Annotated in this window: 24 protein-coding genes; 12 read left to right on the plus strand and 12 right to left on the minus strand. The window is 64.8% G+C overall.

Features of this window, described 5'->3' with window-relative positions:
* The first annotated feature begins 24 nt into the window (after window positions 1–24).
* The 4 genes from KBY77_RS15380 (at window position 25) to KBY77_RS15395 (ending at window position 5,356) form a co-directional block, all read left to right on the plus strand.
* On the plus strand, window positions 25–1,347 hold the full coding sequence (locus tag KBY77_RS15380) for a methionine gamma-lyase family protein (protein WP_255106374.1): 1,323 nt from the start codon (window positions 25–27) through the stop codon (window positions 1,345–1,347).
* Window positions 1,348–1,399: 52 nt separating this feature from the next.
* A complete protein-coding gene (gcvH, locus tag KBY77_RS15385; protein WP_255106376.1) occupies window positions 1,400–1,789 on the plus strand; it encodes a glycine cleavage system protein GcvH in 390 nt (129 codons plus the stop codon).
* Between the two features lie 172 nt (window positions 1,790–1,961).
* Complete coding sequence (gcvP, locus tag KBY77_RS15390) at window positions 1,962–4,901, plus strand: aminomethyl-transferring glycine dehydrogenase (RefSeq protein WP_399213057.1); 2,940 nt, start codon at window positions 1,962–1,964, stop codon at window positions 4,899–4,901.
* A 140-nt stretch (window positions 4,902–5,041) separates the two neighbouring features.
* The gene (locus KBY77_RS15395; protein WP_399213045.1) at window positions 5,042–5,356 is read left to right on the plus strand and encodes a hypothetical protein; all 315 of its coding nucleotides are present in this window, start codon (window positions 5,042–5,044) and stop codon (window positions 5,354–5,356) included.
* Window positions 5,357–5,387: 31 nt separating this feature from the next.
* On the opposite strand, the gene KBY77_RS15400 is transcribed toward KBY77_RS15395, so the two are convergent.
* The 8 genes from KBY77_RS15400 to KBY77_RS15440 all read right to left on the minus strand — a co-directional run bounded on the left by KBY77_RS15400 (window position 5,388) and on the right by KBY77_RS15440 (window position 14,610).
* Entirely contained in the window at window positions 5,388–5,615 is a 228-nt protein-coding gene (locus KBY77_RS15400; RefSeq protein WP_255106379.1) for a hypothetical protein, read from the minus strand.
* A 150-nt stretch (window positions 5,616–5,765) separates the two neighbouring features.
* Window positions 5,766–6,317, minus strand: coding sequence for a DUF924 family protein (locus KBY77_RS15405; RefSeq protein WP_255106382.1), 552 nt, complete (start codon window positions 6,315–6,317; stop codon window positions 5,766–5,768).
* On the minus strand, window positions 6,314–7,039 hold the full coding sequence (locus KBY77_RS15410; RefSeq protein WP_255106385.1) for a pirin family protein: 726 nt from the start codon (window positions 7,037–7,039) through the stop codon (window positions 6,314–6,316). Before KBY77_RS15410 ends, KBY77_RS15405 begins: the two co-directional genes overlap by 4 nt.
* On the minus strand, window positions 7,036–8,100 hold the full coding sequence (locus KBY77_RS15415) for an alkene reductase (protein WP_255106387.1): 1,065 nt from the start codon (window positions 8,098–8,100) through the stop codon (window positions 7,036–7,038). The genes KBY77_RS15410 and KBY77_RS15415 overlap by 4 nt, the downstream gene beginning before the upstream one ends.
* Before the next feature lie 6 nt (window positions 8,101–8,106).
* Window positions 8,107–8,820 (minus strand): rubrerythrin family protein, encoded by a 714-nt coding sequence (locus KBY77_RS16680; RefSeq protein ID WP_315856498.1) that lies wholly within the window; start codon window positions 8,818–8,820, stop codon window positions 8,107–8,109.
* Window positions 8,821–8,893: 73 nt separating this feature from the next.
* Window positions 8,894–10,702 carry a diflavin flavoprotein gene (locus KBY77_RS15430; protein ID WP_255106390.1) on the minus strand — a complete coding sequence of 603 codons (1,809 nt, stop codon included), beginning with the start codon at window positions 10,700–10,702 and terminating at the stop codon, window positions 8,894–8,896.
* Entirely contained in the window at window positions 10,699–12,816 is a 2,118-nt protein-coding gene (locus KBY77_RS15435) for an acyltransferase family protein (RefSeq protein ID WP_255106393.1), read from the minus strand. Before KBY77_RS15435 ends, KBY77_RS15430 begins: the two co-directional genes overlap by 4 nt.
* Window positions 12,817–12,870: 54 nt before the next feature.
* Window positions 12,871–14,610, minus strand: coding sequence for a diflavin flavoprotein (locus KBY77_RS15440; RefSeq protein WP_255106395.1), 1,740 nt, complete (start codon window positions 14,608–14,610; stop codon window positions 12,871–12,873).
* Window positions 14,611–15,496: 886 nt separating this feature from the next.
* Here KBY77_RS15440 and KBY77_RS15445 point away from each other — a divergent pair.
* Window positions 15,497–16,495, plus strand: a complete 999-nt coding sequence (locus KBY77_RS15445; RefSeq protein ID WP_255106398.1) for a sodium-dependent bicarbonate transport family permease — start codon at window positions 15,497–15,499, stop codon at window positions 16,493–16,495.
* Between the two features lie 46 nt (window positions 16,496–16,541).
* Entirely contained in the window at window positions 16,542–16,856 is a 315-nt protein-coding gene (locus tag KBY77_RS15450; RefSeq protein ID WP_255106401.1) for a P-II family nitrogen regulator, read from the plus strand.
* A 119-nt stretch (window positions 16,857–16,975) separates the two neighbouring features.
* Here the strand turns inward: KBY77_RS15450 and KBY77_RS15455 are convergent, their stop codons facing one another.
* Window positions 16,976–17,833: a DUF6671 family protein gene (locus KBY77_RS15455; protein WP_255106406.1), complete on the minus strand. Its 858-nt coding sequence runs from the start codon at window positions 17,831–17,833 to the stop codon at window positions 16,976–16,978.
* 82 nt (window positions 17,834–17,915) lie between these two features.
* On the opposite strand from KBY77_RS15455, the gene KBY77_RS15460 reads away from it, so the two are divergent.
* Entirely contained in the window at window positions 17,916–18,305 is a 390-nt protein-coding gene (locus tag KBY77_RS15460) for an ABC transporter substrate-binding protein (RefSeq protein ID WP_255106408.1), read from the plus strand.
* A 60-nt stretch (window positions 18,306–18,365) separates the two neighbouring features.
* Window positions 18,366–18,833: an ABC transporter substrate-binding protein gene (locus KBY77_RS16845; protein WP_399213051.1), complete on the plus strand. Its 468-nt coding sequence runs from the start codon at window positions 18,366–18,368 to the stop codon at window positions 18,831–18,833.
* A gap of 95 nt (window positions 18,834–18,928) precedes the next feature.
* Here KBY77_RS16845 and KBY77_RS15475 read toward each other — a convergent pair whose 3' ends face one another.
* The 3 genes from KBY77_RS15475 to KBY77_RS15485 all read right to left on the minus strand — a co-directional run bounded on the left by KBY77_RS15475 (window position 18,929) and on the right by KBY77_RS15485 (window position 20,956).
* A complete protein-coding gene (locus tag KBY77_RS15475) occupies window positions 18,929–19,336 on the minus strand; it encodes an Hsp20/alpha crystallin family protein (protein ID WP_255106427.1) in 408 nt (135 codons plus the stop codon).
* 191 nt (window positions 19,337–19,527) lie between these two features.
* Window positions 19,528–20,070: an MEKHLA domain-containing protein gene (locus KBY77_RS15480; protein WP_255106410.1), complete on the minus strand. Its 543-nt coding sequence runs from the start codon at window positions 20,068–20,070 to the stop codon at window positions 19,528–19,530.
* Window positions 20,057–20,956 (minus strand): SWIM zinc finger family protein, encoded by a 900-nt coding sequence (locus KBY77_RS15485; RefSeq protein ID WP_255106411.1) that lies wholly within the window; start codon window positions 20,954–20,956, stop codon window positions 20,057–20,059. The genes KBY77_RS15480 and KBY77_RS15485 overlap by 14 nt, the downstream gene beginning before the upstream one ends.
* A gap of 81 nt (window positions 20,957–21,037) precedes the next feature.
* Between KBY77_RS15485 and KBY77_RS15490 the strand changes: the two genes are divergently transcribed.
* The 4 genes from KBY77_RS15490 to KBY77_RS15505 form a co-directional block, all read left to right on the plus strand.
* On the plus strand, window positions 21,038–21,946 hold the full coding sequence (locus KBY77_RS15490) for an MBL fold metallo-hydrolase (RefSeq protein ID WP_255106413.1): 909 nt from the start codon (window positions 21,038–21,040) through the stop codon (window positions 21,944–21,946).
* A gap of 75 nt (window positions 21,947–22,021) precedes the next feature.
* On the plus strand, window positions 22,022–22,636 hold the full coding sequence (locus tag KBY77_RS15495) for an integron integrase (protein ID WP_315856506.1): 615 nt from the start codon (window positions 22,022–22,024) through the stop codon (window positions 22,634–22,636).
* Between the two features lie 227 nt (window positions 22,637–22,863).
* Window positions 22,864–23,400, plus strand: coding sequence for a GNAT family N-acetyltransferase (locus KBY77_RS15500; protein ID WP_255106415.1), 537 nt, complete (start codon window positions 22,864–22,866; stop codon window positions 23,398–23,400).
* Window positions 23,401–23,502: 102 nt separating this feature from the next.
* Window positions 23,503–23,774, plus strand: a 272-nt coding sequence (locus KBY77_RS15505; protein ID WP_255106417.1) for a DUF4160 domain-containing protein, incomplete at its 3' end; no start/stop codon positions are given.

Raw genomic sequence — 23,774 nt, forward strand, 5'->3', positions numbered from 1 at the left:
GGCGATGCGTGCCGGTTTCAGGCCATGGCGACAACAGCAGTGAGCGCTGGTGCCCATGCCGGCTGGGCCCGGCAGCGGGTGGCCGCCGCCGCTGAGCGGATCGCGCCCTTGGCAGCGGCCCGCACCGCTGCCGTTCAGCCGGCCCTGGAGCGTGTGCTGGCTGCCTTCGCGGCCGAGCGGCTCGGCACCCATCATTTCGCCTCCGTCAGCGGCTACGGCCACGGCGATCTGGGCCGCGAGGTGCTCGATCGGGTCTTTGCGCGGGTCCTCGGGGCCGAGGCCGCCGCCGTGCGCCTGCAGTTCGTGAGCGGCACCCATGCCATCGCCGCGGCCCTGTTCGGGGTGCTGCGGCCCGGAGATCGCCTGCTCGCCCTCACGGGCCGCCCCTACGACACCCTCGAGGAAGTGATCGGCCTGCGCGGCAGCGGCCAGGGCTCCCTGGCCGAGTTCGGCATCCACTACGAGGAGCTGCCCCTCACGGCCGCCGGTGCCGTGGATGCAGATGGCCTGGCTGCGGCCCTGGCGCAGCCCACCCGGATGGTGCTGATCCAACGGAGTTGCGGCTACAGCTGGCGGCCCTCCCTGAGCCTGGAGGCGATCGCTGGCCTCTGCGAGCGGGTGGCGGCCCTCCAGCCCGGCTGTATCCGCTTCGTCGACAACTGCTACGGCGAATTCGTCGAGCCCCTCGAGCCCCCGGCGGTGGGAGCCGACCTGATCGCTGGCTCGCTGATCAAGAATCCCGGCGGCACCATCGCCCCCACCGGTGGTTACGTGGCCGGCCGAGCCGATCTGGTGGAGCAGGCTTGCTGCCGGCTGACGGCACCGGGTATCGGCGGCGAGGGCGGCACCGGTTTCGATCTCTATCGCCTGCTGTTCCAGGGGTTGTTCCTGGCGCCCCAGATGGTGTCTGAGGCGTTGATCGGCGCCGAACTCACCGCCGCGGTGTTCAGCGATCTGGGCTATGCCGTCCAGCCCCGGGTGGGGGAGCATCGCAGTGATGTGATCCAGGCGGTGCGCTTCGGTGCCCCCGAGCCCCTGATCCGGGTGTGTCGGGCCTTCCAGTCGTGCTCGCCGGTGGGGAGCTATCTCGATCCGGTGCCGGCGCCGATGCCCGGCTATGCCAGTGAGCTGGTGATGGCCGGCGGCAGCTTCATCGACGGCAGCACCAGTGAGTTCTCCGCCGATGGCCCCCTGCGCGAGCCCTACGTGCTTTTCAGCCAGGGGGGCACCCACCGCGGCCACGTGGCCCTGGCGCTGGAGAAGGCCCTGGCGGCGCTCGGCCCCGGCTCCGCTCCCAGCTCCGCTCCGGGCTCCGCGCCAGGTGGCGGCTCCGGTGGGATTGGCTGAGCAAGCCGGTCCGCCGGGAGCCACACTGGTTCAAACCGTCTTTCGGTCCGCGATGGCCCTCCAGGTCCCCGACGACTGCCGCTTCGCCGACAGCCATGAGTACGTGCGCCCGGAGGGGGAGCTGGTGAGGGTGGGGGTGAGTGCCTTCGCTGTCGATCAGCTCGGCGACATCGTGTTCGTGGAGCTGCCCGAAATCGGCAGCCAGCTGGAGCGAGGCAATTGCTTCGGCACGGTGGAGTCTGTCAAGGCCGTCGAGGAGATCTACGCCCCGATCAGCGGCACCGTGGAGCTGCGCAACGAGGCGGTTATCTCCAGCCCCGAGGAACTGCAGAACGACCCCTACGGCGAAGGGTGGTTGCTGCTGCTCCGCCCCAGCGATCCCTCCCAGCTCGACGACCTGCTGGAGCCCGCCAGCTACCGCGCCAAGCTGGCGGGTTCCTGAGCGTCAGCCAGCCGGGCCGAAGTCCCTAGGATCCGGTCGCTAAGCCGGTTCGGGTGGCGTGAGCGTCGAGAGCAGCAGCGACAGCACTGACAGCAGCGTGGCCGGCCTCCCCCGGGATGTATCCCCTTTCCTGCAACGCCATCTGGGCCCATCCACCGCTGAGCAGGCCCGGATGCTGGAGCGCCTGGGCTGTGCCGATCTGGAGGGCTTCGTGGCCGAGGTGGTTCCCGGCGACATCCTGATCCCAGCCGCTGCCGCCGAGCAGGGTCTGCCCACAGGCGTGGGGGAAGCCGAGGCTCTCACGGAACTGCGCCGGATCGCCTCCCTCAACAAAGTGCGCCGCAGCCTGATCGGCCTGGGGTATTACGGAACCGCCACACCGGCCCTGATCCAGCGCCACGTGCTGGAGAACCCCTGCTGGTACACCGCCTACACCCCATACCAGGCGGAGATCGCTCAGGGGCGGCTGGAGGCCCTGCTCAATTTCCAGACCCTGATCAGCGAGCTCACGGCACTGCCGATCGCCAATGCGTCGCTGCTGGATGAGGCCACAGCCGCGGCCGAGGCGATGGCGCTCAGTGCCGGTGCCTGCCGCCGGAGTCAGGCGCGCCGCTTCCTGGTGGATGAGCAGGTGTTCCCCCAGACCCTGGAGGTGCTGCGCACCAGGGCCGAGCCCCTGGGAATCCTGATCGAGACCTTCGATCCCGCCAGGGTCGGCGCGGTCACTGCCGCTGGCTGTGAGCAGCCCGTTGCTGACGATGTCTTCGGAGTGTTGCTGCAACTGCCCGGCAGTCGTGGCCAGCTCTTCGATCCAACCACCGTGATCGAGGCGGCCCACCGGGCCGGAGCCATGGTGACCGTGGCGATCGATCCCATGGCCCAGGTGCTGCTGGCACCCGTGGGTGCTCTCGGTGCCGACATTGCCATCGGCAGCAGCCAGCGGTTCGGGGTGCCCCTGGGTTACGGCGGGCCCCATGCCGCCTTCTTTGCCACCAGCGAGGCCCACAAGCGCCAGATCCCCGGCCGCCTGGTGGGACGCTCGCTCGATGCAGAGGGCCGGCCAGCACTGCGCCTGGCTCTGCAGACCCGCGAGCAGCACATCCGTCGCGACAAGGCCACCAGCAACATCTGCACCGCCCAGGTGCTGCTGGCGGTGATGGCGGGGTTCTACGCCGTGCACCATGGCCCCGAGGGACTGACGTCCATTGCCAGCCGGGTGCTGCGTCTGCGCGCCGCCCTGGCCCTGGGGCTCGTGCGCCTCGGCTTTCAGCTCGACGCCGGCCCCGCCTTCGGGACCATCAGCGTGGTCACAGCCGATGCCGCCGCGCTGCTGGTGCGGGCGGAGGCTGCCGGCTTCAACCTCAGGCCGCTCGTTTCCCAGGGCGGTTCGCTGGAGGGGGTGGCTCTCAGCCTGGATGAGCGCAGCGATGCCGCCGAGCTCGACCAGCTGCTTGGGCTGTTCGCCGCTGGCTCCAGCCAGGGGGAGGGCGCTGCCGCCGCGATCTCCTCAGCCGAGGTCCTGCTGGCGGAGCTGCCGGCTGATCAGGAGCTGCTGGCAGGGCTGCCTCTGCGCCAGGGCCCCTGGCTCCGTCAGGAGGTGTTCCAGCGTTACCGCAGCGAATCCGAGCTGCTGCGCTACATCCAGCGCCTGGCCTCCCGCGACCTCTCCCTGGTGCACGGGATGATCCCGCTGGGCAGCTGCACGATGAAGCTCAACGCCGCTGCCGAGCTGGCACCGGTGAGTTGGAGCGAGTTCGCCGACCTGCATCCGCTGGTGCCCCCTGCCCAGGCCCGGGGTTATGCCCGGCTGATCGCGGATCTGGAGAGCTGGCTGGCCACGATCACGGGCTTTGCGGGGGTGTCGTTGCAGCCCAACGCCGGCTCCCAGGGTGAGTATGCGGGTCTGCTGGTGATCCGCGCCTGGCATCGCAGTCGCGGTGAAGATCATCGCGACATCTGCCTGATCCCCACCAGCGCCCATGGCACCAACCCGGCCAGCGCGGTGATGGCGGGCCTGCGGGTGGTGCCCGTTTCCTGTGATGCTCAGGGCAACATCGACCTGGAGGATCTGGAGGCCAAGGCCCAGACCCACGCTGCCTCCCTGGCGGCGGTGATGGTCACCTACCCCTCCACCCATGGAGTGTTCGAGCCCGGCATCCGCCGCCTCTGTGACGTGATCCATCGCCATGGCGGTCAGGTCTACCTGGACGGGGCCAACCTCAACGCCCAGGTGGGTCTGGCCAAGCCAGGCCTCTACGGCGCCGATGTCTGTCACCTCAACCTGCACAAGACTTTCTGCATCCCCCACGGCGGCGGCGGTCCCGGGGTGGGGCCGATCGGGGTGGCCGCTCACCTGGTCCCCTTCCTGCCTGGCCAGGCCCAGGGCATCGGCGCGGTGGCGGCGGCCCGCTGGGGCAGCGCCGGCATCCTGCCGATCAGCTGGATGTACATCCGCATGATGGGTGGCGCCGGCCTGCGCCAGGCAAGCGCCGTGGCTCTGCTGGCGGCGAATGTGATCGCCGAGCGCCTGCAGCCCCACTACCCCGTCCTCTTCCGCGGGCCGGGCGGGCGAGTTGCCCATGAGTGCATCCTTGATCTGCGCCCGCTCAAGCGCAGCGCAGGGGTTGAGGTGGATGATCTGGCCAAGCGGCTGATGGACTACGGCTTCCACGCCCCAACCGTGAGCTGGCCCGTGGCCGGCACCGTGATGGTGGAGCCCACGGAGAGTGAATCACTCGAAGAGATCGATCGGTTCTGTGAGGCGCTGATCGCGATCCGCTCCGAGGTCGCGGCGATCGAGGCCGGTCAGGTGGATCCGCTCGACAACCCGCTCAAGCGTGCGCCCCACACCCTGGGCGCCGTCACGGCTGATGACTGGGACCGTCCCTACAGCCGCCAGCAGGCCGCCTTCCCCGCCGGAGACACTCAGCGGGACAACAAGTTCTGGCCGGCGGTGGCCCGCATCGACAACGCCTACGGCGACCGTCACCTGGTCTGCACCTGTCCATCGGTTGAGGAGCTGGCAGCTGCCCTGCCGATCCAGGCCTTGGCTGATGAGGGAACCACAGCACCAGTAACCACGGCGCCAGTCCTGGCTGGTCAGGGGCGTTAAGATTCGGCCAAGTTAGATAATCCTTAGATTTTCTTTCGAATCCAGGGGTTGTTTCTTCCCGTCGATCAGCAAGTAATGCGCCCGGAAGTTCCGGCAACGCTGCTCCTTCCGATCTGCCCAATCGCTTCGCAGACCCATTCATGAACGGCAAAAACGACGACACTTCTGGCCCTGCGGCCATTCGTCGCCTGGTGATGGCTGACGCCCTGGCGGCCGGTCAATCGGGATTGCCGTCCCGGCAGGGTCCATCTTTGCCGCCAGTGCCCACCACCCTGTCCAGTTCCCACGACCGGGGAGAAATCTTCCGCGAGGAGGGCACCAACGTGCTGCGGGTTCCCTTCGGGGTGCGTCAGGCCAAGCTCCAGCGTGGTGTGCGCCCGGAGCGCTGGGCCACGCTGGTGCTTCCCTTCCAGGCCGCCGGCGGCCCCACCCCCACGCCACCTCAGGCCGCCTGAGCGAGCGGCTTTGGAGTGGACTTGGATCGGGTCAGGCGGCCCGGGTGAGCCGCCAGTCGACCAGGGCCTTGACATCCGCCAGCGAGCTGGCCGGGGTGCGGAAGGGCAGGACCGGCATCGGACTGCGCTCGGGTCGCACCAACCAGGTGAGATCAGCCTGGGGCATCAGCACGAAGCCGCGGTAACGCACGATCCAGCGCCTGGGTTCCAGATCGGGGACCACCCGCAGGACAGGAGCGTAGGGATCGTGGGTCGCCATGACCAGATGCGCGATGGTTCAGTCGAAAACCATTGCAGTTGTAAGCCCGATCAGCGGCAGCATCAGCCGCTGCCTTTCGAGTGAACGGTCATGAATTGTCATCAATTGCCCTGGCGGCGGCAGCGGCTGCTTCCGGGCTTGGAGGTGCCCTCAGAAGCGAGAGCCCGGTTGCTGCAGAAAGGCCAGTTCCTCGGCGCTGGAGCTGCGCCCGAGCGCTTCGTTGCGGTGCGGGAATCGGCCGAAGCGGGCGATCACATCGCGGTGGCGGACGGCGAACGCCGTGGTGTCTGCATCGCAGAAGCGCTCGAACAGCACCAGCCCCTGCTCCTGGACGGAGAGGTCTTCGCTGTGCATCAGCGGCATCAGCCAGAACTGGCGCCGACTGCGCTCAGGTTCTGCTTCGATCCAGCCCATGGCTAGGGCCCGCAGGCTCAGCTTCAGGGCCTCGCCATCCCCGGCGAAGGCCCCGGGCTGCTCACGCCAGAGTTGCCTCGGCAGCTGATCGAGCAGCAGCACCAGCGCCAGCGCCGAGCTCGGGTCGTTCGCCCACTCCTGAAGCTCTCCGGCCACGGCACGTTCGCAGAGCGCTCCGAAGCGCTCGCGCACCTGCTGGTCGAAGGCGGGATCTTTGCGGAACCACTGGTCTGGAGTGATCTCCTCGAACCAGAAGCGCAGCAAGTCGTGAGCGCTGGCCCCGTTCATGCCAGCTCGAACAGCAGCAGATCGGTGCCGGCAGCCGTGGCCGTGAGCTGCCCTGATCCCCCGGCCACAAAGCCGAGCCCGTCACCGGCACTCAGGGGCTGGGGCCCATCAGGGCCGCTCAGCGCCACGCTGCCATCGATCAGCTGCAGCCAGGCCTGGCGCCCCGCCGCGACGGGCAGATCGAGGCTGACACCTTCGCTGGGCTGGGCCCGCCACAACCGCACCGGCCGGTGGATCGCCATGGCCCCCTCCGCCTGCTGGGGATCAAGCAGCAGGGTCCAGTCTTCTCCGACGGTGAACAACTTCTGCTCATAGGCCGGTTCGATGCCTTTACTGCTGGGCTCGATCCAGATCTGCAGCAGCCGGCAGGGGCGGTTGGAGTTGTTGATTTCGCTGTGGACGACCCCGGTGCCTGCGCTCATGCGCTGCACTTCCCCCACCATCAGCACGGCGCCGTTGCCCATCGAATCGCGGTGGGTGAGTTCCCCCTCGACCATCACCGTGATGATCTCCATGTCGCTGTGGGGATGCATCCCGAAGCCGCGCCCAGGGGCGATGGTGTCCTCGTTGATCACCCGCAGGGGGCCATAGCCCATCCAGGCAGGGTCGTAGTGGTGGCCGAAGCTGAAGGTGTGACGGCTCTCGAGCCAGTCGAGCTGGCCATGGAAGCGCTCGGCGGCCGGCCGCAGCAGCGTGTCGCGGCGAGGGGTGGTGGTGGTCATGGCAGGGCGGGGTAGTCGGTGTAGCCGGCCGGGCCGGGGGTGTAGAAGGTGGCGGGATCGGGACTGTTGAGCGCCGCGCCGCGCCGCAGGCGCTCGGGCAGGTCGGGGTTGGCCAGGAAAGCGGTGCCGAAGGCCACCGCGTCGATGGCGCCAGCTGCGATGGCGGCGTTGGCCTCGCTGGCGCTGTAGCCCATGTTGGCAATCAGGGTGCCGCTGAAGCGCTCGCGGATCGGGGTGAGCAGATCCCCCTGCTGCTCGCCGAGCAGATCGCCGCGCATCACATGCAGAAAATCCAGGCCGGTGCCGCCCAGCCGCTCCGCCAGCCAGCTGGAGAGGCCGATCGGATCGGAATCGGCCATGGCGTTGTAGCTGTTGAGGGGGGAGATGCGTAGCCCTACCAGATCAACCTCCGCTTGCACCGCGGCGATCACCTCGAGCAGCAGCCGGGCCCGGTTCTCAAGCGGCCCGCCGTAGGGCCCTGTGCGCTGGTTACTGCCATCGCGCAGGAATTCATCGAGCAGGTAGCCGTTGGCGCCGTGGATCTCCACCCCATCGAAACCGGCGGCGATGGCGTTGCGGGCGGCAATGCGGAAGCCCTCCACGATGGCCGGCAGCTCCTCGTCGGCCAGCTCGCGCGGCACCACGTAGGGCTTCTTGCCCTCGGGGGTGTGGATCTCGTCGCCGCTGATGGCGATCGGGCTGGGGGCCACCGGTTGGCGGCCGCCATTGAGGAGCGGATGGCAGGCACGGCCGCCGTGCCAGATCTGCAGGATGATCCGGCCACCGGCTTTGTGGACTGCCTCGGTAACCAGCCGCCAGCCGGCCACCTGGGCGGGGGAATAGATACCGGGCTCACTGATGAACGATGAATGGCCTTCCATCGCCATGGTGGCCTCGGCGATGATCAGTCCGGCTGAGGCGCGCTGGGCGTAGTACTCGGCCATCAGCTGCCCGGGCACGTGATCCTCCTCGGCCCGCGAGCGGGTGAGGGGCGCCATCAACACCCGGTTGGGCAGCTCCAGGGTGCCGAGCGGCAAAGGCGTGAACAGGCTGGCGGTCATGGTGGATCAGGCGGCAAGCAGTTCGGGTTCGCGGTAGGGCTCGAAACTGACCTTGCGAGCGCCGCAGATCGGGCACTCCCAGTCGTCGGGGATGGCCTCGAAGGGGGTGCCGGCGGCGATGCCGGAATCGGGATCGCCGATGGCGGGGTCGTAGATCATCGAACAGACCTTGCAGATCCAGAGGCCGGGCAGCGGCTCACTGGCCTCGCCGGCCTTGCCCTCACCGGAGAGGGCCTTCAGGGCGATGCCGTAGCGGTCGGCGTGGTGGTTCTCGATGGGGGTGAGGAAGCCGAAGTTGCTGGCGGCCTTGCGGAAGAGGCCGGCGTGGTCTTTCGATTCCGCGATCTGCCCATTGAATTCGCTCTCGGCGCTGGCGTCATGATCGGCGCGGGCGGCTGCGGCGAACTCCGGATACATGGTGGTGTACTCGTAAGTTTCACCCTCGATCGCCAGCTCAAGGCAGCGGGTGAGCACCGTCTGCTTCTGCTCCTCGCTGAGGGATGCAGGATCCTCCACCACCAGCTCTGGATGGAGCAGGCGGAAGTGGGCGAAGGCGTGCTCTGTTTCCTGGGCGGCGGTGTCTCGGAAGAGCCTGGCCAGCTCGTGGTTGCCGAGTTTTTTGGCCACATCGGCGAAGAAGAGGTATTTGCGGTTGGCCATGCTCTCGCCACCGAAGGCGGCTTCGAGATTGGCAGTGGTGGCGGGGTTGGAGAGATCCATGGGCGAAGAGGGCTGAATGCGCCTGATTCACCACACGGTACCACTAAGTCGGAGTGAGTATGAGTTAGCCGACTCAGTAGTTGGCTCCGCTGCGCCGCTTGTGCACCGCCGTGGTGCCCGCAGGATCCAGCAGTGCGCCGTTGCTCACTTCGGCATAGATCAGCCAGTGATCGCCGCATTCCATCCGCTGGCTCACCCGGGCCTCCAGCCAGGCCAGGGCCTCCGGCAGCACCGGCTGCCCCCCCGGGCTGCTCTCCAGTTCCAGGCCGGCAAAGCGATCGGCGCCGGGGGGGAAGGGTTGCAGGAACTGCTTCATCGGGCCGCTCTCCCGGCCAGCGGCCAGCACGTTGAGGGCGAAGCCATCGCCCACATGCAGCAGCGCCTCGACGGCGCGGTCCTTGGCCACGGCCACCGTGAATCCCGGCGGACTGAAGCTGGCCTGGCTGACCCAGCTGGCCACCATCGCTCCTGCCAGGGCCTCCTCCCCCTCCCCCTTGCGGGTGGTGAGGACGCAGAGGGATCCCACCACCCGCCCGAGGGCCAGCACGGCCGGGTTGCTGCGGCTTTCGCTCAGGCCACCGCCGGCCACCCGCTTCTGGCGTTTGTGCTGCTGCTGCAGGTCCCGCCCCAGGGCCGTGCCGGTTTCCTCCAGCCGTTTGAGGGTGGCGCCATCGGGGCTGAACTTCACCCGGATCGGCTCAAAGGCGAAGCGGAAGCCGCCGTCGCGCAGCTTGCTCTCGAGCAGGTCGATTGCTTCCCCACTCCAGCCGAAGCTGCCGAACACGCCCACCGGCTTGTCCCGGTCGCCCTCTGCCAGCAGGGTGCCCAGGGCGGAGACGATCGGCGTGGGTGCATGGCCCCCGAGGGTGGGGGAGCCGATCATCAACGCGTCGCAGCCGCGGATGGTCTGCAGGAGTTGCTCCGGCGGCGCGAATTCACAGTTCAGGCTCTCGACCCTGACCCCCGTGCGCGCCACTCCCTGGGCCAGGGCATCGGCGATGGCGGCGGTGTTGCCATAGGCGCTGGCATACAGCAGGGCCACCGACAGCTGTGCCTTCTCCTGGCTCTCGCCCCAGCGGCGGTAGTCGGCCAGCAGGCTGCGCCAGCTTTCGCTGATTGCCGGGCCATGGCCCGGCGCGATCGTGCGGATCGGCAGCTCATCGAGGCGGTCGACCACCGTTTCCACCTGGCGTGCCATCGGCGCCATCAGGCAGTCGTAGAAATAACGGCGATCCTCCTCGGTGCTGTCGCGGTTGGCCTCGGCCCAGCTCTCGCTGCAGAGGTGGGCCGAGAAGAACTTTCCGCTCATCAGCAGGCCGGTGCTCTCCTCAAAAGCCACAAGGGCACTGGGCCAGCGGGGTGTGGGTGTGGGGATCAGGGTGAGGCGGTAACCGGCCGCCAGCTCCCGGCTCGCCTCCTGCTTCACCACGTCGATCGGGGGCAGGGGCGGCAGGGGTGGCTCCGGCTCCGCTCCTGCCGCCGCGGGCCGGCGCTGGCTCCAGAGTTCCTCCAGAAGCCGGGCACCGGCGTTGGAGGCCACCAGCATCAGCGCCGGCCAGCGCAACGCCAGCTGGTGCAGCAGTGCCACCCGGTTGGGGTTGAGGTGGCCCACCACCACCTTCAGGGCCGCCTCGCTGGGCACCAGCTCCGCGAGCTGATCCAGAAAGGGTTGCGCGAAAGATGCTCCAGGTGGATGGATCAATACCGGTGGCACCGGCTGGCCAGCGCTGGTGACGCCGGCGGTGAACAGATAGGCGTTGGCGGTGGTGCCGCGCTCGAGGCCGTACTCCACCTCGAAGCGCAGGCGCTTGGGGCTGAGGCCCCTCAGGCAGAGCAGACCCGGCTCGATCTGCAGGGCGATGACGCTGCGTTCGGTGCTCATCGGTGCTGCCCGGCGGAGTTGAGGTTGCTGCTGGTCAGTCTGGGATTGGCCAGCAGGGATTCGAAGGCCTCGTACAGGGTGAGCATGGCCTGAGCCGATAGGTGATCCGTGTCTCTGAGCATCTGGGTCACCATGGCGTTGCTGCAGCCATCGCTGCACAGCACCGGCATCGGATCAAACAGCTCGACCTGGGCGACGAGCCCCTCTCTGAGCAGGGAATTCATGCGCTTGGCGTTCGCCACTTCTCTGCCCACTTCCTGCTCACATTGCGTGACCGCCTGCAGGCTGAACCACTCCTGGAAGCAGATGTCGTAATCGAGGTTGCGTGGCGTTGCGCCGATCAGAATTGTTCTCACGCCTCTGGCGGAGGCCGCTTCGCCGAACGCATTGATCGCTCTGAGGTAACTAGCGCTCTTTTCTTCTCCCGTTGTCAGGGTCTGGCCATCGAGCCCGCGGAATTGGTCTCGGGTGTCCTTGAGATTCTCCCTGTCGCCCAGGTGGCTCAGCAGATAGCCGTTAATGACAACCACATCGCCTGGCCGCGCCTGGGACAGGATGAATTCCTCGGAGAGTTCCAAGAATCGCGAGCATCCTTCTCGGGTATTCCCGTAATCCGTGTCTGGGAAAGGGCAGCCTGGTCGGCCGAAGAGGGTGATCGATGCGTGCCCTCGCTTGAACAAGCGATTGGCCAAGGGCGAGAAGGCCATCGCATGGCTGTCGCCCACTACGAAGATATGCCGCTTATCGTTGGTACGAACGGCGCCTCCCTGATTAATGGGATGTCTGGCCGTGCAGAGCGTCGCATACTCATTGAACGACTCCTTGCTGGAGAGAATGGTTTTGTCATTCTTTCTGGAGGCGCAGTTTGGAGGGTTGATTTTCGATCCCTTGATCTTGAGTGGGCCTCCATCGCGGACGCCATCCATCATGCTTCGATCTCCCAGATAGAGGCTGCCCTTGAGGGGGCTGCTGAGTGCCCATAACGGCAGGGAGGTCGATACTGCACCGATGAGCCCTAATGCGATGGTGCGCCAGCTAAGGCCGGACCATTGGGCATAGCGAAGGGGTTGTTCGATGTAGCGATAGGAGGCGATGGCAAGCAGCCAGATCACGGCGATTTGCAGAGGGATGGTCCACCACTGGATGCCGATTGTCCAACGGCTGATCGCAAGAACGCTCCAGTGCCAGAGATAGAGTGAATAGGAGAGCAGCCCTATGCCCACAACTGCGGGGTTGGACAACCAGCTCTTTGCCAGCGATTTGGGCTGCAGGCAAGCGATCAGTGCGGCCGTCAGCACCACGACGGAAAGCGTTGCTATCACCTGCAGCCTTTGGGGAAGAAGGAACGAGGCGATCAGCAGAGCAAGAACGACCAACGGTGAGAGCCGCTCCGCGAATCCTCGACCCCGTCCTGCCGTAAGCATCAGAAACAGCAGGCATCCTGCGCCAATCTCCCAGAAGCGGGATGGCATAAGGAAGTAGGCTGCCGAAGGGTTGGTGTCACTAAGGCGGATGAAGGCGATCAGAGAAGCGACACTTGGAATGCCGACCAGCCAGATGAGTTTGTTGCACCTGGCTGAGGTCGATGTAATGAAGCCTGAAATAAGAATAAGAATCGGAAAGACGAGATAGAATTGCTCTTCGATCCCCAAGGACCAGGTATGGGTGAAGGCATTCAGCTCTGTTGTCCGCGCGAAGTAGTCGGTCGATTGCTGAAAAAGGTAGATATTGGAAAAACCGAACAGCGCGCTGATGCCGGTCGCCAGGGTGACCCCGGAATGGCGATCAAACAGTGAAATGAACAGGCTGGTGATGGCCACGCAGACAACCAATGCTGGCAGTAGGCGTTTGATGCGCCGCGCGTAGAACTCCAGCAGTAACTCCTTGTTGTTGGAGACTGGTCTGATCCTGGCGAAGGATGCTGTGATCACGAAGCCGGAGATCACAAAGAAAATATCGACACCCAGATAGCCGCTGGGAAGGATGTCTTTGTTGAAATGGTTTGCAATCACAGCGATCACAGCAACCGCCCGCAGCCCATCGATCTCGGGCCGGTAGAAGGATGATCCCTTGCCTGGTGACGTCTGGTCTGTCTGTTGAGCGGGGTGCGGCATCGTTCGATCATGCATAGGCTTCAAGGCTCGGTTGGGGGTGTTCCGTTGTCGTGCTCAGTAATGGTTGCCCACCTTGCGGTGGTGCACCGCGGTGGTGGCTTCACTGTCGGCCACGTTGCCCTCCTCCACCTCGGCGTAGATGATCCAGTGGTCGGGGCCCTCCATGCGCTGGGCCACCCGGCAGCCCAGGTAGGCCAGGGCATCGCCCAGCACGGGACCGCCCGCTGAGACCCCATCGAGGGTGGAGACTCCAGCGAAACGATCGGCCCCGGGCGGGAAGCGCCTGAGGAAATGGCGCAGCAGCTCCTGGTGGTTATCGTCCCGCAGGATGTTGAGCACGAAGCGGTCGCCCACCTGCATCAGGGCCTCGATCGCCCGGTCCTTGGCCACGGCGATCGAGAGGCCAGGAGGATCGAAACTGGCCTGACTCACCCAGCTGGCCACCATGGCGCTGCTGCGTTCCCCCTGGCGGGCGGTGACGATGTAGAGCCCCCCGCTGAGGCGTCCGAGGGCTTTGTCGAGGTCGCCATCAAGAGACTTCATCGCTGCGATCGTGCGGGCGCGGGTGAGCAGCTGGCCCAGGTCGGTCCCGGCTTCTTCGCAGCGCTGGTAGTCGTTGCCGTCAGGCACCTGGCGGATGCGCAGGGGCTCAAAGGCCTCCTTCTGGCCCACGCTGCGCAGCTGGGCGGCAACGCTGTCGATCGGCTGGTCATTGCCGCCGTAGGCGTCGTAGGCGGCAACCCACTGCTTGGGTTTGAGGGCGGCCAGCAGGGTGCCGATCGATTGCTGCAGCTCGGGGTCAGGGTTGGCGGGCCAGGTGGGCACCACCACGGCGCTGGCGTCCCCCACCAGGGCCGCCAGTTCCTGCGCATCGGTGGCGCGCAGATCCACCAGCTGCACCTGGGCCTCGGCCTTGCCGATGCCGCGGGCGATGGCCTGGCATAGGCGGTCGCAGAAGCCGTACTGGCTCACGTAACAGACGGCGGCATAGGTTTCGTCGGCGCTGCGCTGGCTGCTCCAGTCGCGGTAGTCGCCGGTCCAGAGGCTCAGGTGATCGCGCAACAGCGGGCCATGGCCGGTGGCGATCATGCGGATCGGCGGCAGGGCATCCATGCGCTTCAGGGCCTGCAGCACGCTGCGGGCGTTGGGCCCCATCAGGCAGTCGTAATAGAAGCGGTAATCGGGGGCGATGGCGCCGGGATCCACGTCGTAGATGTCGTCACCGCAGTAGTGCAGACCGAAGGCATCGCAGGTGTAAAGGATGCCGGTGCCGTGATCGAAGGAGAAGATCGTGTCGGGCCAGTGCAGGTTGGGCGCGCTCAGGAACTCGAAGCGGTGCTGCACCCCGCTGGTGGGATTCACCCCCAGGTCGAGCTCTTCGCCACTCTTCACGGCCCGGCTGCGGAAGGGCCTGTGTACCTGGTCGGCCAGGAACTGGATCGCCACCTTGGAAGCCACGATCTCGATCTCGGGGTTGCGCTCCAGCAGGTGGCCGATCAGGCCGCTGTGGTCGGGTTCGGTGTGGGACACGATCAGGTGATCGATCGCCAGCGGATCGATCTGCTCCTCCAGCAGGGGCAGCCAGGTGGCTTCGAACTTGAGGTGGCTGGTGTCGATCAGGGCGGTGCGCTCACCCCGCACCAGGAAGGCGTTGTAGGTGGTGCCGTTGCGCAGGCCGAACTCGATGTCGAAGCGGCTGCGGTCCCAATCGAGGGAGCGGATGGTGGTGGTGTCGGGCCCGATCGCGGCGCACTGGAGCGAGAGGCGAGGGGGTGCAGCGGTGGCGACAGTCATCGACGGCGTCTGCGAAGGCGACGACTCTAGAAAGGCCATTGGGATTTCCCTGGCTCCAGAGGCGCCAGAGAGGCGCCGGGTCGATTCGGCCCTCTGATGGCATTCATGGGCATGGCTTGGGCCACCGGAAGCCAATACGGCCAGCCGCGGGTGGTGCCGGCAAGCGCTGTGGCGTTCCCTTAGCTACGTCCATCAATTACCCGTCAGATAACCCACGCTTATCTGTAGGATTTGCAGCTCTTTACATAACTAGGCCCACCGCCATCGGGATGGAGTTAAGGTCTCCCGATCTTGACAATCACCAACCATGTTTCACTCCTGAGAACTCTTGATCGCTCAGGGGATTCACCCTTTGTGCTCCTGCCCAGACGCCAACTCCCGTGGCAATCTGCCCCTTATCCAGCGGTTGGTTGTACTGGGTATCTATCGCTTTCCTTGCCCTTCCGCTCAAAACCCATGACACTCGACTGAAGAGACATCGCTGGCTGGACTGTTCGTCTGAACTTTCTTGCCTGAGTACTGACGAGCAGCTGCAGTCCCCAGCACTCAACTTTGAATTGACGGGATGATCAGCGCACTTGTCACCAGCGTCAAGCGTGGAGTCAAACCCATGCTTGAGGTCTCTCACTCCGGTCACCCAGCAGAGCTGAGATCCCCGTGACATGTGATTTTCGCTGACGTTCTCTCAGCCCGAGCTCCTCCCAGGCATCGAAATATGGTTTGGCTACGTTCCTGCCTTTGGCGATGACAGCAGTTCCGGTTCCTGCCGATCTGCTGCTCTGAACGGGTCGAAACCCATCAATCTGGTTGCAAACTTAGGCCGTTTTCATCCCATGACCCCTGATCTTTCAGCGATCTAAATAATCAACACAACGGAGTATTTGCCTTGTCCGATTTCATCACACTGTTTCTTGAGCAGGTTCAGTCTCCAACGCTGGGCTTCCTGATCGGCGGCATCGTTGTTGCTGCATTAGGCAGCGAGCTGGCCATTCCAGACTCGATCTACAAGTTCATCAGCTTCTTCCTGTTGATGAAGATCGGCTTGACAGGTGGGATCGCCATTCGCAATTCCAATCCCACCGAGATCTTCCTCCCGGCGCTCGCGGCTGTGGGGATTGGCATCGCGATCGTGTACATCGGTCGTTACACCCTGGGGAAGCTGCCAGGCATCAGCGTGCCTGACGCCGTGGCCACCGGTGGTCTGTTCGGCGCGGTGAGTGGATCCACTCTGGCAGCGGTCCTGCCGCAGCTGGATTCCGCCAAGATCCCCTATGAGGCCTGGACGGCGGCACTCTATCCCTTCATGGACATCCCGGCCCTGGTGACGGCGATCGTGGTGGCCAGCGTTTACCTCAGAAAAAAGACCGGCAACGCTTCCGAGAAAGTCGAAGTATGGCCGATCATCAAGGAAAGCATGCAGAGCTCGGCCGTCACGTCGCTGCTGCTGGGCGTGGCCCTTGGCATTCTCACCAAGCCAGAGCCCGTCTGGGAGAGCTTCTTCAATCCTCTGTTCCGCGGCTTCCTCGCGGTTCTGATGATCATCATGGGGATGGAGGCCGCCCAGCGCATGAATGAGCTGCGCAAGGTGGCCCAGTGGTTCGCCATCTATGCCTTCTTTGCGCCCATCGTGCATGGTTTTCTAGCCTTCGGTCTTGGCCTGATCATCCACAAGCTCACCGGCTTCAGCATTGGTGGCGCGGTCGTGCTGGCGGTGATTGCTGCGTCGAGCTCGGATATCTCGGGCCCGCCGACCCTTCGTGCTGGCATCCCGTCGGCGAATCCCTCTGCCTACATCGGCGCCTCCACGGCCATCGGCACGCCAGTGGCGATCGCCATCTGTATCCCGCTCTTCATTGGGATTGCCGAGATGATGCTCGGTCGTTAAAATTTCAAAAACCTTTCAAAATCTCAACTAATTGGAGACTAAGTTCATGAGTCAACAAGTTTGGAAGCTGGTGATCGTTGCAGAGGAAATCCTCTCTAAAAAACTCATCAAGCTGATCAAGGCGGCAGGTGCAACCGGTTACACTGTGAATGCGGCCGGTGGGGAAGGAAGCCGCAATGTGCGCTCCACGGGGGAGCCAAGCGTGTCGCACACCCTCGCCAATGTGAAAATAGAGGTGCTCACCGGCACCCGCGAGCTCGCTGACAAGATCACCAGCGATATCGCAGCCAAGTTTTACGCGGACTACTCGATCATCACTTATATCTACCAGGTGGAAGCCCTGCGCGATCATAAGTTCTGACCTGTGATCTGATCCGAGCTGTTTTATGTCCCCGGCTGTGTGCCTGCACATGGCCGGGATTTTTTAGTTTCAGGTTGTCTTGACGGCGGTGCGGGCGGCCGCGCACACGGCGGTGGCACTCAGGGATTGCACAGCGGGCAGTGCTGCGGATCCGCCTCAGCCAGTCCATCCGGGCGGGGGTGCTCCTCGGTATGGGAGCAGCTGACGCAGCCGAACCGTTCACGGTGTGTCAGGGGCGTGGGCATGCCGCAACAGCTGCAGGGAAGGCCTGGCACCACCTCCAGTCGCCCCCAGCCAGGGGCCGCGCAGGCGGGGCAGGCCGTGGAGATCCGTTTCGCCAGCCTGGTGGCCAGGGTGCGTAGGCAGGCCATGCGCGTGGGGTTGCGGTGGGCGCGCATGTCGGTCTCCAGCAGGGCCCGGCCGTTGCTGGAGGCGGTCGCAGCGGCGTCGATCGCTCCGGCCAGTTGCGGGTGATCAGGCAAGTCTTTGAACAGAAGCGTTTCGGCGCCATTGCAGGGGTGTTCCGGGCGCACGATCAGGCCATGGGTGGGGAAGCCCACCTGCGTGAGCCAGCCCTCCAGCTCCGCCGGCTCTGCGGCGCAGCGGTGATTGAAGTTGGTGCGCCGGGCGATCAGCCGTTCCCAGATCTCCAGACCGCGCTCCTGATCCAGGAACACCATCACTTCCAGCCCGGCAGCGAGGAAGGGCATCTCCGGGTGGGGGCCGAAGCTGCCCTCACTGGCCAGGCCCAGTGGCAGGCCGAGATTCTCTATGCCCAGCCGGGCCTTGCGGAGGCAGGCTTGTTCGGCGCCGCCTGCGCGCGGCACGAGCCCGTCGAAGCTGCCCAGCTGATCGGTGTCGAGCCCCCTCGGGAGCTCCAGCTCGAGGCCAAGCAGGGAGCGGAAGGGGCGTGCGATGGCCCGCTCTTTGCCATGCATGGTGGCCAGGGCAACCTTGCTCCCTAGATAACACTCCATCACGGCAGGCGGATTTCAGCTGGAATCCATGGATTGGGCTGTACCAACCTAAGCAAAAGCACCATATCCAGAGTGCGAGTTTGTGGCAGACGACAAGGGCCTTGAGACAAAGACGATCAGTCTCGGTTTCATTCCAGTCCTTGAGGCCGCCCCACTTGTGGTGGCCGTCGAGAAGGGGTATTTCGCCACGCATGGTCTAGAGGTGAACCTCAGCAAGCTGGGCAGCTGGCCTTCTGCCCGCGACAACGTCGTGCTTGGTTCCGCCGGTGGCGGAATCGACGGCGGTCAGTGGCAGATGCCCATGCCCCAGATGATCAGCGAAGGTGCGATCACCGATGGCAAGAAAGTGCCGATCTATGGGTTGGAGATGCTGACGAACCAGAGCAACGGTATCGCCGCCTCCAATGCCGTCAAGAACGGCAGCAAGTTCAAGGCCTCCTACACCATCACGAAATCCAACCAGGAGATCTGAATCCTCTACTGGCTGGCCGCTGGCGGCGTGGACCCCGACGAGCAGGTGTAGCTGCTGACGATGCCCGCCACGGACACCCTCCTCGGAATGAACAACGGCAAGATGCAGGCGTTCTCCACCGGCGACCGCTGGCCCTCACGGATCGTCGAGGACGGGGCTGGCTTTCTGCCGGCAATCATCGCCCAGATCCATAGGTCCCACCCCGAGGAGTATCTGGCAGTACGGGCCGACTGGGTGGACAAATATCCCCGGCCCACGGTGGCCTTGCTCAAGGGGCTGATCGAAGCCCAGATGCGGATGAATCAGACCGAGCGGACTCCTTTCCTGACGCAGTGGAAGTGCACTGTGCTGATGATCACCCACGACATCGATGAGGCCCTGCTCCTGGCTGATCGGCTGGTGATGATGGCCAACGGCCCTGCCGCAGAGATCGGCGAAATCATGGAGGATCCGCTCTACTACGACCTGCGCAACCAGGCGCTGAATTTCCTCTACAGCCGCTTCGCCCACGACGACACGGCGGACTGACATCAAAAAAAGCCCCGACCGGAAGGCCGGGGCTTGCTCAGCTCTCCTCGTGTCGACTCCAGCGGGGGTCCGGTTCAGCCGGCCCCCGATTCCGTTCAGCTCTCCACTTTCACCACTACGGTGCTGTGGGTCTGGGCCTTCGGCGCCGTCACCGTCAGCAGGCCATCGCGGTAGCGGGCTTCGATGGCTTCCCGCTGCAGGCCGGCTGCAAAACGGAAGCTGCGGCTCCAGGTGCCATAGCGGAATTCGCTGTGGATGGGGCCTGCTTCCTTGGCGTTGTCGTTGCCGCTGCTGGTCTGGGAGCGGCGCTCGGCACTGATCAGCAAGGAGCGATCGGTGGCCTTGACTTCGATCGAATCCTTGTCGACTCCGGGCAGTTCCAGCACGACGACGTAGGCCTCAGCGGTTTCATGCACTTCGGCGGCAGGTACACGCTCGGCCTGATTGACCTGTTGCTCCAGACGCTCGAGCAGATCGAAGGGGGAATGGCGCAGGGTCAGCATGGTGATGTCCTTCACAGATAAATGATCAGGGTGTTTCCGGATCACCCGTCCAATCAATGTGGCTGATCTAGATGAGATCCTGGAGGGCAGAAACCGTCCATCTCGGTACGGGCTGCACGCCTGGGTCGGTCTCTACACCAGAGCAGGGGGGAGAACCGACAAAAGTTGCAGCCAGGAGTTGCAGCCAAGCGCTAAGTCGGAAGCCACCACCAGTTGGAGAAGGCAGCGGCCTGACCGCAATCGCGGCCGTCGCGATCGCGCAGGGTCCAGAGGCGGGCGCGGCTGATCACAAAGCGACGGCCGTGGCTGTCGATGCGGATGCCGGTGTAACCGCTGATCGCCTCCAGGGCCCGGGCGCTGGTCAGCAGGCGGGCTCGGCTTGAGCGCTCAGCTGGCTCCGCCGTGAGCCGGGAAGGCATGCCCACCATCTCGTGCCAGGGGCGGCGCCAGAGCGCCAGGGCGGAGCGATTGGCGTAGATCAGGCGGGGGTCGTGATCAGGCCGGTCCACACTGCCGTCGTGAGCGAGCACCACGGTGGCGGCGGCGAACAGCTCCTGGGCCCGCTGCCTCGCTTCACCGGGGGATGGCCCTGACGGGGCCGGGGTGAAGGTGGCGATCAGGGGCCGTCCGAAGGCCCGCTGGTGCGAGGCCAGCAGCCAGCGGGTCCGCTCGATCCCAGCGGGGCTGAGCCAGGGAGCTTCGCCGGGGGACGGCCCGGGCTCAGTCAGCGGCATCGCTGTTGCCGCCACCCATGGCCTGGGCCAGGGCCAGCTGGCTCACCCGGCTGGCCTGGGCCTGCAGCAGGGAGAGGAAGCGGCTGTTGGCGTCTGGGAAGAGGGGTTCGTGGGCCAGGGGCAGCTCACCAGCCTCATCGAGCCCGCTCTCCCCTTCCATGGCCGGCGTGATCACCACCAGATCCGGATCCAGGGCCGATGCGTACGACCACCAGCGGCTCGGGTCGCTCACGGCTGGGTGGACAGGGTGGAGCACGTGAACGGCGGCCTGGCGCCGGCCGCCTGCGGCTGCAGCCAGCTGTTTCCGTCTGCGCTTGGCCAGGTCGGAGAGCAGCTGGGTTCTGGAGCGGCCGCGCAGCTGGAAGAGCACGAAGGGGTCTTCGCTGAAGCGATCACCCATCAGGTAGTAGACGGCGCTGACGTGCTTGCAGGGGTTGGCCTTGTCGGGGCAGCTGCACTCGCTACGCACCTCCTGGAGCTTGAAGGGAAAAAGGCGGCGGCCGCTGGCGGCGAAGGCGCGCTCGATGTCCTGGGGCATCACCCCGGCCAGCAGCTGGGCCGACCAGCGGGCCTTCTGGCCGAGGGCCTCGAGTACGTAGCCCCAGTCGTCGTCGCTGAGCACATCCAGCCAGAGTTTCACCTTGTAGGGCTCCTCCTCGGTGCCCTGCACGCGGGCATGAACCCGCCTGCCCTCGAAGCGGATCGAGAGCACGTTGCCCTCACGCACATACGACCAGGCGCGCTCAAGTCGTTTCTTGTAGCGGTAGGAGTTGATCAGCTCCATCCACTGCTCCACCCACCAGGGCTGCTGCCCCAGGCCCTGCTGGCCCAGCTGGGTGGTGATGGGGCTGCCGCCGAAGGCGGCGCCGCTGCCGGAAATGGTCATGGAGAAAGTATGCCGAGCGACCGGATCAGCGGCCGCTGATGGTCCGCGCTCGCCAGGCTGGATTGGTCCTGGAGTCTGGCCATGGCCCGTGTCGCCGAGCGTCTGGCCGTCAATGTGGACGGTCCCTTCTATGTGGATCGCAGCTGCATCGACTGCGGCACCTGCTGGCAGTTCGATCCGGCCCATTTCGCTCCCAGCTGCAACACCTCGCATGTGTGGGCCCAGCCGGCCGGGGAGGAGGAGACCCGGGCAGCTCTGCTGGCGCTGCAGGCCTGTCCGGTAGCGGCCATCGGCGCCACCCGGGAGCTGCTGGCGCAGACGCCGGCTGATGGCTTCCCGACGCTGGTGGCGAGCCTGCCGCGGGGGGAGGTGCACTACTGCGGCTGGGCGTCGCGCAAGAGCTTCGGGGCCAGCAGCTGGCTGATCACGCGACGGCGACCAGATGGCAGCCCCGACAACGTGCTGATCGATTCCCCGCGCTGGAGCGCGGCCCTGGCCCGCCGGATCGAGGCCATGGGCGGCGTGGGCCGGATTCTGCTCAGCCACCGCGATGACGTGGCCGATCACCAGGCCTGGGCCCGGCGATTCGGCGCCGAGCGCTGGATTCACGGCGCCGATGCTTCGGCAGTGCCGCAGGCGGAGCACCGCTTCGAGGGCACGGAGCGCCTGCAGCTCGATGACGATCTGCTGGTGATTCCGGTGCCGGGACACACAGTCGGCTCTGTGGCGGTGCTGTTCGCCGATCAGGTGCTGTTCAGCGGCGACCACCTCTGGTGGGGTGTGGATCCGCCGGGTGTGGTGGCCTCCCGCCGCGTTTGCTGGTGGAACTGGGAGGAGCAGCTGCGGTCGGTGGAGCGGCTGCTCGATCTGGACGTGCGCTGGCTGCTCCCCGGCCATGGCCGCTGGCATTCATTCGCCCCGGGCGAGTGGCGGCGGGAGTTGGAGGCAACACTGACGCGGGCTCGGGAGGGACCGAGCGGTGAGCCCTGAAAGTGGATTTGCGTTGAACGCAGAACCAGGCGCTTTCGGCCTTGCTGTTTCTCTACCGGACGGTGCTGGGCGGAGATGTGGGGAACCTGGAGGGAGCAGCTCGTGGCGCAGCTGTTCTACGGCAGCGGTCTGCGGCTGATGCAAGTCCTGCGGCTACGGATCAAGGATGTGGACTGCCAGGCCCGGCAGCTGACCGTTCGCAGCGGCAAGGGTGACAAGGACCGGGTCACCGTGTTTCCAGCCAGTCTGGTGGAGCCTATGCAGGGCCATCTACTGGGCGTCCAGGAGATGCATCGGGCTGATCCGGCGGCCGGGTGGGGCCGTGTGATGTTGCCCCTGGCACTGGGACGCAAGGATCCGACCGCAGCTTCGGAGTGGGCCTGGCAATGGGTGTTTCCGCAGGCTCACCGCTGGCGCGATCAGAAGGAACGAACCGAAGGCAGGCACCACATCGACCCATCCCTGATCCAGAAGGCCGTGAAACGAGCCATGCTGAGCGCAGGAATCAACAAGCAGGCCAGTTGTCACACCTTTCGGCATTCGTTTGCCACACACCTCCTGGAGCGTGGCCATGACATTCGAACCATTCAGGAGTTGCTGGGTCACAGTGACGTGAAGACGACGATGATCTATACCCATGTGCTGAATCGCGGCCCCTGTGGGGTGACGAGCCCAGCAGACCTTTTGTAGCTGAACAAACATTTGTTTCGCGGACCCGCCTAAGTTCCCTTGAGCGATGGGGCAATGCCAGAAATGACCCTATGCTGTAAGCGATTTCAGTCATCGGCTGGGGAGTCTAAGCGTTCTTATACTGCCACACGGTCTTGTCAGGGAGTGGATACCGGACCCGTCGAAATACTGTCAGGCTGCATAGAGCGAACCCGGACAGTTCGGCAGTATATTGAAGAGGACAGAGCGTGGAGTTCCGAAGCATTGATAGAAAGTACAGTCAAGAGCTGGCGGATCTTTTCCGGTCCTGCTTTACGTCATCCGAAGGCGAAGCGGAGGGCGAATCAATTGCAGCACTCGCTGCGGAGCTTGCTGAGTCCATCGACGACGAAAGCGTTTTCTGCTTTGTTGCAATCGAAAGTGATGCCGCCGTAGGGGCAATATTCTTCTCCAAGCTCACCTTCGAATCGCCAGCGCGGGTTTACATGCTTTCCCCAGTTGCGGTTCTGACATCACGACAAGGGCAAGGGATTGGGAAGAAGCTAATTGAGTTTGGCCTCAACAGCATGCGGGCGCGCGGCGCCGAGATTGCTGTCACCTACGGTGATCCGGATTTCTATGGTGATGTTGGTTTCTTATCTTTGAGCGAGGATTGCCTCAAGGCTCCGATGAAACTGTCCATGCCATTTGGTTGGCTTGGGCAGTCGCTTACCGCATCGCCAATCCCGGTGTTCAAGGATCGCCCAACATGCGTCACTGCGTTCAAGAATCCAGCTTATTGGTAGCGGCTTCATGAAATATTTTCAGGCTAACTATTCGCTCAGCGAATAGTTGGCTGTACAGAAGGTGCGTGGTGGCTATCATTGATGTGGCGGTGGCGAACACGGATGCCGACAATCCTCAGAAGTGGCCCGTACAGGTTCTACTTTTTCAGTCACGAACCAAGTGAACCTCCCAATGTTCGCGTTGACAGAGATCAAGACTCCTGCAAAGTATGGCTCACGCCAGTCGGGCTTTCTTCAAGTCTTGGTTTTAGGGAAACCCTGGAAAACCCAGCCCGATCACGGGACAATGGTCCTGTGATCACTGACCAGGACTGGGCTGATGGGTGGCAAGCAGCTGGGATTCGGCGACTACGAGCAATCCACGGCCAAGAAGC

The organism is Synechococcus sp. Cruz-7E5 (assembly GCF_024345995.1).
Lineage (GTDB): Bacteria > Cyanobacteriota > Cyanobacteriia > PCC-6307 > Cyanobiaceae > Regnicoccus_A.

Coding starts and splice junctions, on each gene's coding strand:
- KBY77_RS15380 (WP_255106374.1), top strand. CDS start 25: ATGGCGACAACAGCAGTGAGCGCTGGTGCCCATGCCGGCTGGGCCCGG.
- gcvH (WP_255106376.1), top strand. CDS start 1,400: ATGGCCCTCCAGGTCCCCGACGACTGCCGCTTCGCCGACAGCCATGAG.
- gcvP (WP_399213057.1), top strand. CDS start 1,962: ATGCTGGAGCGCCTGGGCTGTGCCGATCTGGAGGGCTTCGTGGCCGAG.
- KBY77_RS15395 (WP_399213045.1), top strand. CDS start 5,042: ATGAACGGCAAAAACGACGACACTTCTGGCCCTGCGGCCATTCGTCGC.
- KBY77_RS15400 (WP_255106379.1), bottom strand. CDS start 5,615: ATGGCGACCCACGATCCCTACGCTCCTGTCCTGCGGGTGGTCCCCGAT.
- KBY77_RS15405 (WP_255106382.1), bottom strand. CDS start 6,317: ATGAACGGGGCCAGCGCTCACGACTTGCTGCGCTTCTGGTTCGAGGAG.
- KBY77_RS15410 (WP_255106385.1), bottom strand. CDS start 7,039: ATGACCACCACCACCCCTCGCCGCGACACGCTGCTGCGGCCGGCCGCC.
- KBY77_RS15415 (WP_255106387.1), bottom strand. CDS start 8,100: ATGACCGCCAGCCTGTTCACGCCTTTGCCGCTCGGCACCCTGGAGCTG.
- KBY77_RS16680 (WP_315856498.1), bottom strand. CDS start 8,820: ATGGATCTCTCCAACCCCGCCACCACTGCCAATCTCGAAGCCGCCTTC.
- KBY77_RS15430 (WP_255106390.1), bottom strand. CDS start 10,702: ATGAGCACCGAACGCAGCGTCATCGCCCTGCAGATCGAGCCGGGTCTG.
- KBY77_RS15435 (WP_255106393.1), bottom strand. CDS start 12,816: ATGCCGCACCCCGCTCAACAGACAGACCAGACGTCACCAGGCAAGGGA.
- KBY77_RS15440 (WP_255106395.1), bottom strand. CDS start 14,610: ATGACTGTCGCCACCGCTGCACCCCCTCGCCTCTCGCTCCAGTGCGCC.
- KBY77_RS15450 (WP_255106401.1), top strand. CDS start 16,542: ATGAGTCAACAAGTTTGGAAGCTGGTGATCGTTGCAGAGGAAATCCTC.
- KBY77_RS15455 (WP_255106406.1), bottom strand. CDS start 17,833: ATGGAGTGTTATCTAGGGAGCAAGGTTGCCCTGGCCACCATGCATGGC.
- KBY77_RS16845 (WP_399213051.1), top strand. CDS start 18,366: ATGCCCGCCACGGACACCCTCCTCGGAATGAACAACGGCAAGATGCAG.
- KBY77_RS15475 (WP_255106427.1), bottom strand. CDS start 19,336: ATGCTGACCCTGCGCCATTCCCCCTTCGATCTGCTCGAGCGTCTGGAG.
- KBY77_RS15480 (WP_255106410.1), bottom strand. CDS start 20,070: ATGCCGCTGACTGAGCCCGGGCCGTCCCCCGGCGAAGCTCCCTGGCTC.
- KBY77_RS15485 (WP_255106411.1), bottom strand. CDS start 20,956: ATGACCATTTCCGGCAGCGGCGCCGCCTTCGGCGGCAGCCCCATCACC.
- KBY77_RS15490 (WP_255106413.1), top strand. CDS start 21,038: ATGGCCCGTGTCGCCGAGCGTCTGGCCGTCAATGTGGACGGTCCCTTC.
- KBY77_RS15495 (WP_315856506.1), top strand. CDS start 22,022: ATGTGGGGAACCTGGAGGGAGCAGCTCGTGGCGCAGCTGTTCTACGGC.